This is a genomic window from Anaerococcus rubeinfantis, from assembly GCF_001487145.1.
GTDB classification, from domain to species: Bacteria; Bacillota; Clostridia; order Tissierellales; family Peptoniphilaceae; genus Anaerococcus; species Anaerococcus rubeinfantis.
Genome location: NZ_LN913016.1, coordinates 270075 through 282186 on the forward strand (window position 1 = coordinate 270075; position 12112 = coordinate 282186).

The window sequence follows — 12112 nt, forward strand, 5'->3', positions numbered from 1 at the left end:
ATGAATAAGAGTATTAAACGAGGAGTAGCCATAGCGTTACTCCTTTTTACATTTACAGTACCAGCAACTACATTTGCGATGACAAATGAAGGACAAATAGAAAATCAAAGTGAATCAATATATGAACCACAAAAAGAAGAATTTGAAAAAATGTTGAAAGATGATGTTTTTACACCATCAAAAGAAGAAATTCCTTATCAAGATGTTCCAAGAATACCAGGAAATACAAGTGAAGCAAACAAGCCTTCAAATAATCCTCCAAAGAAAACCCCACTTGTAAAAGGTGGTAATACTAAGGCAGTAAATAATCTTGCGACACAGGAAAATAAGGCAAGAGGTTCAGTAATTGAAAATGTAGATAGGAATGGAAAAGATATTACACCAAGTGGAGATACAGAAAAAGATAAAGAAAATCCAGTAGATGTAAGACAATTTTTAACATTTCAAACTAAAAGTGGAAAAACTATGCACCTAATAGTGGATCACTCATCAAATCAAGATAATGTAAGGCTATTGACAGAAGTAGGAGAGCAAGACCTACTTAATATGATTGAATCAGAAGATAAAAACACTTTAAAGGTTGAGGAACCTAAGAAAGAAGAAGTGAAAAAAGAAGAGCCCACTGTTGTTCCAGTAAAAGAAGAAAAGAAAAGTGGAATAGGTTCATTTCTAATTGTTGCACTTGTAATTGGAGGAGTTATAGGAGCAGGATACTATTTTAAGGTAGTCAAAGCTAAGGAAGATAAAATGTTGGAAGACTTTGAAGAAGATGATGAAGATTATATTAGTGAGTCAGAAGATGAATCTGACAATGAAGAAAGTAATGAAGAATCACTAGATGATGACGATGAACTATTATAAGGATATTAAATTTAAGTACAATTGAACTTTTGTCCCAGATATGATATGATATTTGGGACAAAGGAGGATTGTAATGAGTTCATATACAGAAAAAATATCAGATAAAATAAATGATTTTGACTCACATAAAGTATTTTTTGCCAATGACTTCTTGGATATTACATCTTATGATACAGCTAGAAAGACATTGAATAGAATGGTTAATGAAAGAAAAATTAAGCGTATTATTGATGGATTCTATTACAATCCAAGATACAGTGAATTAATTGGAGAGTACGAAGCAGTATCAATTCACGAGTTAGCACTTGCTATAGCAAGAAAATACAATTGGAATATTGCACCATATAATAGCACAGCCTTAAACTTATTAGGACTTTCAACACAAGTACCAACACATTATAAATATATATCTAGTGGAAGATATAAAGAATATAAAATTGGAGATACAATTTTAGAATTTAAAAAAGTAAATCCGGGAGAAATTGCTAATATGTCCTTAAAGACAGCGACTGTTATTCAAGCAATTAAGTCTTTAGGTAAAGAAAATATTGATGACCAAGTCATACAGAAGATAAGAGAAAACTTAAGTGAAAAAGAAAGAACAGACTTAATGAACGAATCAAAATCAGTTCCTGCATGGATATATGAAGTAATAAGGGAAATTTGTGAGGGTCAAAATGAATAAGTTTTATATAGAAAATAAAGATGATTTAAGAGTTTTAATAGTTAATACTGCTGATAAGAAAAATATATCTGAGGCAGTTATTGAAAAAGACTATTGGGTTACTTTTATCTTAGACTACCTATTTAATGAAAACAAATGGAGGGAATATTTTACCTTTAAAGGAGGAACATCACTTTCAAAATGCTTTGGACTTATAGAAAGATTTTCTGAAGATATAGATTTAATATTAGACTGGCGAGTATTAGGTTATGAAGAAAAAGAACCTTGGTTAGAAAGATCAAATACCAAACAGGATAAATTCAACAAAGAAGTCAATGAAAAGACTGAAATCTTTTTAAGGGATGAATTTATAAAAGTTTTAGAAGAAGATTTAAAGAACTTAGGCTTTGAATTTTCTATAGATAGTGTAGACCCACAAACAATTCTATGTAAATATCCTAAAATTTTTGAATCTAATTATTTGACACAAAATATAAGACTTGAAATAGGAAGTCTTGCAGCATGGACACCTGCAATTGAAGTGGGAATCTTGCCGATAATTGGAGAAGCTTATCCAAATGTATTTAAAGAAAAAACAAGCATAAGAACAGTATCAGCAGAGAGAACCTTTTGGGAAAAAGCAACAATTTTGCATCACGAAGCAAATAGACCAGAGTCTTCTCCTATGCCACACAGATATGCAAGACACTTTTATGACCTATATAAAATAGCAAATTCAGATTTTAAAAACAAAGCCTTAAAGGATAAAGAATTACTAAAGCAAGTGACTGAATTTAAAATGAAATTCTACCCTAGAAAGTGGGCAAGGTATGAAGATGCATTAAATGGTAGATTAAGGTTAGTCCCACGAGAGTACCGATTTTCTGAAATAGAAAAAGATTATAAGGCTATGTCAGAAATGATATATGGAAACTATCCAAAATTTGAAGAGATTATAAAAGTTCTTCAAGAACTGGAAAAAGAAATTAATAAGTAAATAGAATTATCCCGAAAATAATACGATATTCGGGAGAAATACTTTGAGCGAGAGAGAAATCTTTCGCTCTTTTTTTAATTTATGGAGGTATTAATGGAGTTAGTAATAGCAGAAAAGCCAAGTGTAGCAGTTACAATTGCAAAAGTAATTGGAGCAAGAACAAGAAAAAATGGATATTATGAGGGGAATGGATACATTGTTTCATGGTGTGTCGGTCATTTAATTCAAATGGCAAGTCCAGATAAGATAGACGAAAAATGGAAGAAATGGACAATAGACACTCTTCCTATAATTCCAGAAGAATATATTTATGAAGTATCTAAAAGCACTAAGAAACAATATGGAGTTTTAAAGAAACTTTTAAACGATAAGAACATCGACACAGTTATAAATGCTTGTGATGCTGGAAGAGAGGGAGAACTTATTTTTAGGCTTGTATATAATCAAGCTAAATGTAAGAAGAAAATTCAAAGACTTTGGATATCTTCAATGGAAAACAAAGCTATTGAAGATGGCTTTAGAAATCTTAAAGACGGAGAAAGCTTTGAAGACTTATATAGATCAGCAAGTGCAAGAGCAATTGCAGATTGGCTGGTAGGAATGAATTTAAGTAGGCTTTATTCTTGCATTTACAAGGAAACATATTCAGTTGGTAGAGTACAAACACCAACTCTATATTTAATAGCTAAAAGGGATAGTGAAATAAACCTATTTAAGAAGCAAAAATATTATACAGTTGACCTATCTTATGGGGGATTGAAACTTGTATCAGATAGGATTGATAAAATTGAAGTTGCAGAACAACTATTAAATCTACTAGAAGATGAAATAGTTATTACAGAGGTAGAAGATAAAGAAATAAGCACAAAACCAGATAAGCCTTATGATCTCACTACCTTACAAAGAGAAGCAAATAAATATTTTGGGTATTCAGCAAATGATACTTTAAATCTAGCACAAGGTTTGTATGAAAAAAAGTTAATCACATACCCAAGAACGGATAGCAGGTATTTAACCGATGATATGGTTACTACTATGAAAGAATTATTAGAAAGATTTGAAGAAGATTTTAAAATCAATGAATCAAACTTTAAGTCTATTTTTAATTCATCTAAAGTTACAGACCACTATGCGATTATTCCTACTATATCAGGTATTGGAAAAGCCAAAGATTTATCTGATAAAGAAAGTAAAATCTATAATCTAATTAAGAATAAATTACTTGCTTCATGTTCGGATAACTTAATGGAATCTAGCAGAAAAATCAGATATGAATATGACAAGTTTAACTTTAATGCAAGTGGCAAGACTGTAATAGATGAAGGTTATACAAAGTATCTAAAGACTTATGGAAAAGAAGGACAAGAAAATGAATTACCAGATATAAAGACTGGAGATAAAATTAAGCTAACTTTTAAAAATATATCTGAGAAATTTACAAAAGCTCCAAGCCATTATAATGAAAATACACTTTTAAAGGCTATGGAGAATGCAGGAGTAGAGTCTTTGGATAAAGAAATAGAAGTAGAAAGAAAAGGCTTAGGAACGCCAGCAACAAGAGCAGGAATTATTGAAAATCTTATCCATAAGGATCTTATAAGAAGAGATAAGAAAAATCTACTTGTAACAGAAAAAGGCAATAGACTTGTATCGATTGTAGAGAATAAGTTTAAGTCGGCAGAAACAACATCTGAATGGGAAATGAAACTTGCAAAGATTAGTTCTGGTGAAGTAGATAAAGAAGACTTTTTAAGAGAAATAGAAGATAGTATAAGGGAGCTTGTAGATAGGTACAAGAATAATCTAAATGAATAAGATGAAGATATTAGAGCTTTTCGGTGGCATAGGTGCTATTAGAAAGGCTTTTATTAATTTAAAGATATCTTATGAAGTAGTTGATTATATAGAAATAGATAAGGCTTGTGTTAAATCTTACAACGCACTTTATGGAGAAGATTATAAAGCAAAATCAGTAGTAGGATATAAAGCACCTAATGAAAAGATAGACTTAATTATGCATGGAAGTCCTTGCCAAGACTTTTCAAGAATAGGAAAAAAGCAGGGAGGAGTAAAGAATTCAGGAACTAGATCAAGCTTACTATTTGAAACAATTAGAATAATAAAAGAAATGAAAGAAAAACCTAAATGGATAATTTGGGAAAATGTAAAGGGAGTCCTTGATAGAAATATGAGGGACTCCTTTTTTATTTATCTAAAGGAGTTAGAAGACCTTGGATATGAAAGTAAGTATGAAATTTTAAATGCAATGGACTTTGGGATACCTCAACAAAGGGAGAGGATATTTGTTGTTTCATGTCTAGGAGCAAATAACTTTTCTTTTAATAAATTGGAGAGGAAAGAAACAAGACCACTAAGTGAATTTTTAGAAAAGGATGTAAGTGAACTTTATACAATGACCCAACCTTATATGCTGAAATTTTTAAACAAAGGCATAGATAATAGTTTTAGAGGGCGACTCAAAGTGATTAAAGATTTTTCTTATACTATTTCTACAAAACAAATGAGAGTACCAAATTCTGGAATAATAGATATTGGAAATGGTAAATATAGGTATTTAACAGAAAGAGAATGTCTAAGACTCATGGGTTTTGATGATAGAGATATAGACAAACTAGAAGAAGTACATCCAAGAAGAAAAAATTGCACCTCAAGTAAACTATATAAGCAGGCCGGCAATTCTATTGTGGTTAATATTTTAATGGCGATTATAAAAGAAATTCATAGAATGGAGGTAGGAAATGCAAGTAAATGATTTTAAGAATATACAAGAAGCAATAAAGTATGAAGTTTTGCAGGATGAAAATGAATATTTAAAACTCTTAAAAGTTATAGGCAATAATCAGAAATATGATTTTTCCAGCCAACTAAGTATATACAACAAAGAACCCGAAGCTAGAGCTTGCGCAACCTTTGATATGTGGAAGAAATATTTTGGTCGAGTTGTTATGAGAGGTCAAAAGGGTATTCCAATTTTGGTTGGAAGCGATGTAAACAAAAAAGTTTCATACATTTTTGATATTAGTCAGACTACATCAATGGATAGGAATATTAATGAGGTTAGCTTATGGCAGTTTGACCACGAAAATCATAACGAGGCTTTAAAAGAAATAATAAGAGATTCTTCATTTGAAGCTAGTGATTCACTTAATGAAAATATATTTTCTTTAAGTCGAATTTATGGAGATGATTACATTAACTTGGCTCTTGCTGATTTAAGGATAGATATAGAGGATAGACTTAGTTTTGAAAAGTTTATGAGAGACTCAATATCCTATGCAGTAGCTAATAGGTTTAATACAGTCTATCCTATGGATATGGAAAATTTAAAAAATAATTTTTCTAGGATAAATACAATTTCTTTAGAACAGATAGGTCTTGTAATATCAAGGGTTAGCGAAGATATTATAGATAAAACAATAGAAAAATCTAAGGAAATGGATCGTGCTAGGCTGCTGACAGAAAGGGCTGCTGCCGACTATAATAGAGATATAGAAAATACAAATGAAGATAGAGGAGGTCAAAATGATTTATATAGACGAGATGATAGGTCAAGAAGTAGAGATGGACGAGTTTTCACAGATGGAAGCGACAGAGGAAATAGCGATGAAGATCGAAGAGAAAACCTTGGACATGATGGAGAAGGATTTGGAATTTATGGAGAGATATCCGAATCCGACATACGCAGTTCTAAGACTGTCTTACCTAGTAGGGAGCGAGGACATGGAGAACTGGAAGAAACTTCAGGAAATGTACGAGGAGAAAACACTTTTGAACCATCTGAAAGAAATTCAGAATCAGGCAGTGGACTTTATCAAGAGAGAGAAAGTCAAGATGATGAAAGCACAAGGATTGACAGAGAAGATTATGAGAGAGAATCCAGAGGAATACCAAGGACAGATGAACAACTTGATGGCAACAGTGAAGAGAATAGCAATCAAGGAATACGTGGAAGCTTAGAAAATGAAATAAGCCAAGAAAAGGAAGCTGATGAAGCTTCTTTTTTTGATGGCAAAAACACTGAAAACGGAAAAGATTATTGGATTGTAGAATTTAATGAAAACCACGAATTAGTTCCCGATTATAGTGGTCAGATAGTGACCAAAGAATTAATAAATGTCCTAAGACAAAAGGATATTGATGTTAAAGACCATAATCAAACTCTTGGGGAAAATGAATTTGGAGAAATGACTGATGATTATATCGGATATTTCAAATTTTATTTTGACCACTATGTAGATGGCGAAGTTGTCGAACATTATAGGATTGACCTTGGTGATGGTGAAGAAGTAAATGAGCGTGAATTTTCATATTTAGAAGAACAAGTTGCACTAAGTGAGGAAAAATCATTACAAGAAGAAGTTAAGGAAAATATAGAGCCTAAATTTAAGATAGGCGATCAGGTTAGATATAAAGATAAGGACTTTACCATTACAGACTTTGATGAACTAAGTGGAGGACTTAAAACTGTAACCATTAGAGATAATATGGAATATATGGGAGGTATGATTAGGGGTTCGGAAGTAATTCCATATAGAAACGATTTATACCTTGAAGAAATCTTTGAAAATATAAGTCAAACATCAGAAAGACTAGCAGTAAAAGTTGGTAAAGAATTTATTTTAGAAGATGAGAATACCTTTGATGGAATTAACTTAATTGAAACAGGAACTTATGTAGAAGTTAATGGGGAAGAAATCCCTTTATATAAGGGTGAAACATTTGAAGAAAGTAGGAAGATTGATGACCTTTTAGATAGTGGAAATTATGAGATATACAAATTATCTGAGCATGAAAAACAAATTGAAACAGAAGTAGATCAAGAAAGCTTTATTGATAACCACAATTCCGAAATTGACCAAATGATGGATAGATACAATGTCCCTAGAGAAGCAGCTGAAAATTTATTGAGGGGTAAAGAAGATTTAAAGAATCTAGAATATGAACCTAATAAAGAAAGGCTAAGTTTTGCTAGAAATTATGACTTGAAAAATCATATTTACTCAGAATACCTAACACCATCAGAAAAGTTAGATAAAAATATAAAAGCTATTAAAATGCTCAAAAGACTTGAAAATGAAAACAGGAGTCCAAGAGAGTATGAACAAGCCTATCTTGCTGATTATCTAGGTTGGGGAGGTCTTGCCGATGTATTTGATGAAGAAAAGGGAGGACAATGGCTTGAAGCAAGAAACATTTTAAAAGAAAATTTAACACATGAAGAGTATTTGAATGCTAAAGAGTCTACCTTAACATCGTTTTATACACCTAGAGAGGTAATGGATGGAATATATAAGACTCTAACAGATATGGGATTTAAGACTGGAAATATCCTTGAACCATCTGCAGGAGTCGGTAATTTCATTGGTAATATGCCAAGTGAAATGAAAGCGTCTAAAGTTTATGGAGTAGAAAAAGACAGCCTAAGCGGAAGAATAGCAAGAGAACTTTATCCTGAAGCTAATATTCAGATTAAAGGCTTTGAAGAAACAAATTTCTCAAATAATTTCTTTGACTTGGTAATAGGAAATGTTCCCTTTGGAGATTTTAAAGTTAACGATCGTGAATATAACAGAAATAACTTTCTGATTCACGATTATTTTTTTGCAAAGTCAATAGATAAGGTTAGGAATGGAGGAATTATTGCCTTCATAACATCATCTGGAACTATGGATAAAAAAGATGAATCTGTTAGAAAATATATTAATGCAAGATGTGAGTTTTTAGGAGCTATGAGGCTTCCTAATACAACATTTAAAGGACTTGCTGGTACAGAAGTTACTTCAGATATTATTTTCTTAAAGAAGAGAGATTCAGTTATAGAAAGAGATGACGATTGGATTCATCTAGCAATTGATAAAAAGGGTTTAACCTACAATAAATATTTTGTAGATAATCCTCAAATGGTATTAGGGGATATGAAAGAAGTATCTGGAAGATTTGGAAATACTATCACTTGTGATGAAAGAGAAGAAGAAAATCTAAAAGATTTAATGGATCTTGCAAGTAAGGAAATATCTTCAAATTCAAAATATGAAGAGGTCGAACTATTGGAAGATGAGGAATTAAGTCTTCCAGCAACAGATGATGTTAAAAACTTTTCTTACACTATTATTGATGAAGAGGTCTATCTAAGAGAAAACTCAGTCTTAATCAAGCAGAATATATCAGATAAAAATAAAGAAAAGATAAAAGATTATCTTGATGTAATGAATGCTTTAAAAGATGTAATAGAAAAACAAAAGGACGATTTTTCAGACGAAGAAATAGAAGAATCACAAGCAAAGTTAAATGAAGTCTATGATAACTTTTCAAAGAAACATGGCTTTATTAACTCCTTATCAAACACCAGAGCCTTAAAGGAAGACTCAAACTTTCCTTTGGTTTCATCAATAGAAATACTTGATGATGAGGATAATTTCAAAGCTAAGAGTGATATATTTTCAAAAAGAACAATAACAAAGGCAAGGGTAGTAGACCATGTAGATACTTCCCTTGAAGCTTTGGTTTTATCAGTTTCACAAAAAGGATATGTAGACTTTGAATATATGGAATCTATCACAAATAAAGATAGGGACACCTTGATTGGTGAGCTTGAGGGCGAGATATTTTTAGATATTAAGGATACAGACCTAATAAATAACAGAATGCCCTTTGAAAACTTTAACAATGACGATTCATTTCATTTTTCATATGTATCAGCTGACGAGTATTTAAGTGGCAATATTAGAGAAAAGATTGGCTATCTCAATTCATATATCGGAGAAATTGAAAATGTAATAGATTTAGCACCTTCTGAAAAGAAAGACACATTATTAAATGAGTTAAGCAAACTCAAATATCAGAGAGAAAAATTACAAGAAGTTATGCCTGAAGAACTCACTGCTTCTGATATAAATGTAAGGTTAGGAGCAACTTGGATACCTCAAAAAGATATAGAAGACTTTACTTTTAACCTTTTAAAAACACCAGGTTATGATAGGTGGAATATAAATGTTAGGTTCTCACCACATACAAGTGAATGGAACATTGAAGGTAAAAGTGTTGACTCAACTAATGACCTTGCTAACATGACTTATGGTACAAGTAGAGTGAATGCCTATAAGTTAATTGAAAATGCTCTTAATCTAAAAGATACAAAGGTATTTGATCAAGTAATAAACGATGATGGTTCTAAGACTTCTGTATTGAATAAAAAAGAAACTATGCTTGCAAGTCAAAAGCAAGAGCTGATTAAAGAAGAATTTAAGAATTGGATATTTGAAGATTCTGATAGAAGATATAGGCTAGAAAAGATTTATAATGAAAAATTTAACTCAATTAGAAATAGAGAATTTGATGGTTCAAACTTAACTTTTGATGGAATGAATACTGAAATCAGACTTCGAGAACATCAGAAAAACGCCATAGCAAGGACTCTTTATGGTGGAAATACACTGCTTGCCCATGTTGTAGGAGCAGGAAAGACATTTGAAATGGTAGCTTCTGCTATGGAATCTAAAAAGTTAGGACTTGCAAGTAAGTCATTATTTGTAGTTCCTAACCATCTAACCACTCAAATTGGTAGAGAGTTTATGCAATTATATCCGTCAGCAAACATTATGGTGGCCGATAAAAAAGACTTCCAACCTAAAAATAGGAAAAGATTTATTGGTAGGATTGCAACGGGAGAATATGACGCAGTCATTATAGGACACTCTCAATTCGAAAAAATACCAATGTCTAAGGAATACCAGGTTAGGCATATACAAGACCAAATAGATGATATAGTTTCCTTTATTGATGAGAACAAAAGAAATAGAGGAGAAAACTTCACAGTAAAACAACTAGAAAAGACAAAGAAGAAACTCTTGGTAAGACTGGAAAAACTAAATGACGACTTTAAAAAAGATGATGTAATAACCTTTGAAGAACTAGGAGTAGATAAATTATTTATAGACGAAGCTCATAATTACAAAAACCTATTCTTGCATACCAAGATGAGAAATGTTGCGGGTATCGGTCAAAGTGAAGCCTTTAAGTCTTCGGATATGTATATGAAATGTAGGTATATGGATGAAATGACAGATGGCAAGGGAGTTGTATTTGCTACTGGTACACCAATATCAAATTCAATGACAGAACTTTATACCATGCAAAGATACCTTCAATATGACGATTTAAAGGCAAGAGGATTAGAACATTTTGACGCTTGGGCTTCTACTTTTGGAGAAACAGAAAACACCTTTGAATTATCTCCAGAAGGCACTGGATATAGGCAAAAGACAAGATTTTCAAAGTTTTATAACTTGCCAGAGTTGATGAGCATGTTTAAAGAAGTAGCAGATATAAAGACTTCAGATATGTTAAATTTGCCAGTGCCAGAAGCAAATTTTGAAGTTATTAAAACAAAACCTACTGAGGAACAAAAAGAAATATTAGAAGCTATTTCAGAAAGAGCGGACGCAGTTAGAAATAACCAAGTAGAACCAACAGAAGATAATATGCTAAAGATTACAAATGATGGTAAAAAACTTGCCCTTGACCAAAGATTAATAAATCCACTACTTCCCGATGATCCTAATTCAAAGGTAAATGTATGCGTTAAAAACGTCTTTAGTATCTGGGATAAGACAAAAGAAAATTCATCAACCCAATTAGTGTTTTCAGATATGTCTACACCAAAAGGAGATGGTGAATTTAATATCTATGATGATATTAGAAACAAGCTAGTGAATATGGGAATACCAAAAGATGAAATAGCCTTTATCCACGAAGCAGATACAGACAAACAAAAAGATGAATTGTTCTCTAAGGTAAGAAGAGGAGAAGTAAGAGTATTATTAGGATCTACTCAAAAAATGGGAGCAGGTACAAATGTACAGAACAAATTAGTAGCCTTACATGATTTAGACGTCCCTTGGAGACCGTCTGACCTAGAGCAAAGAAGTGGTAGGATTGTTCGCCAAGGTAATGAAAATGATAAGGTAAATATCTTTAGATATGTAACAGAAAATACCTTTGATGCCTATTTGTGGGTGCGACATGAAGTCGCTTAATTTAACTGTTTGGCAAAATGACCAAACCAACTATTCCGTTAGTTGAGCCGAGTATCGGCTGCACTTAGGTGTGGTAAGCTGATATTAAAGTAGCCCTACTTGAGGTAAAACCGTGAGGGAATACCGAAACTGCCAGCAACAAGGCGGTTAGGAAGCGAGGCTTGATAATATGGCTAACATATGTGAACTACTGATAAATGTCGTTAAGGCGAGCAGGCTAAAGTTGCTGATAAGCCTGAACCAAAATGGTGTGTAGTCGGATAATCCTTTCCACAGTGGGATTACACGGACAAAAAGACTACCGGCAGAGAGGTAGAGCCTAAGTTATCAATGTTAATTAAGTGAAACATGGTAAGCCTGTACTATTGCCATAAGGCAAGGCAAATCGTAAGAAATGCTGATAATGGTGCAGGTAAAGGAGAATGGAAAAAGCGAATGCCATCTTGTAATGAGATGGATAGGGGTTCAAAATTTGCCCTAACTTGAAAGAGTGCAGACTTCCATTTGGTTTTTAATCACAAGAGAACTTGTAGA

At 32.3% G+C, this 12112-nt stretch carries 6 protein-coding genes and 1 pseudogene; all 7 read left to right on the forward strand.

Features of this window, described 5'->3' with window-relative positions; genetic code table 11:
* The 7 genes and pseudogenes from BN3265_RS02215 (at nucleotide 1) to BN3265_RS09575 (ending at nucleotide 12064) form a co-directional block, all read left to right on the forward strand.
* Complete coding sequence (locus tag BN3265_RS02215) at nucleotides 1-861, forward strand: CD1107 family mobile element protein (RefSeq protein WP_058989939.1); 861 nt, start codon at nucleotides 1-3, stop codon at nucleotides 859-861.
* 73 nt (nucleotides 862-934) lie between these two features.
* Nucleotides 935-1546 (forward strand): DUF6088 family protein, encoded by a 612-nt coding sequence (locus BN3265_RS02220; protein ID WP_058989940.1) that lies wholly within the window; start codon nucleotides 935-937, stop codon nucleotides 1544-1546.
* A complete protein-coding gene (locus BN3265_RS02225; protein ID WP_058989941.1) occupies nucleotides 1539-2522 on the forward strand; it encodes a nucleotidyl transferase AbiEii/AbiGii toxin family protein in 984 nt (327 codons plus the stop codon). Before BN3265_RS02220 ends, BN3265_RS02225 begins: the two co-directional genes overlap by 8 nt.
* Before the next feature lie 93 nt (nucleotides 2523-2615).
* On the forward strand, nucleotides 2616-4337 hold the full coding sequence (locus BN3265_RS02230; protein ID WP_058989942.1) for a DNA topoisomerase 3: 1722 nt from the start codon (nucleotides 2616-2618) through the stop codon (nucleotides 4335-4337).
* Nucleotides 4330-5295, forward strand: a complete 966-nt coding sequence (locus BN3265_RS02235; protein WP_058989943.1) for a DNA cytosine methyltransferase — start codon at nucleotides 4330-4332, stop codon at nucleotides 5293-5295. The genes BN3265_RS02230 and BN3265_RS02235 overlap by 8 nt, the downstream gene beginning before the upstream one ends.
* 1792 nt (nucleotides 5296-7087) lie before the next feature.
* A pseudogene (locus tag BN3265_RS02240) lies at nucleotides 7088-11557 on the forward strand (helicase-related protein); the annotation flags it as partial.
* A gap of 369 nt (nucleotides 11558-11926) precedes the next feature.
* Nucleotides 11927-12064 (forward strand): hypothetical protein, encoded by a 138-nt coding sequence (locus BN3265_RS09575; RefSeq protein ID WP_019034341.1) that lies wholly within the window; start codon nucleotides 11927-11929, stop codon nucleotides 12062-12064.
* Nucleotides 12065-12112 lie beyond the last annotated feature (48 nt).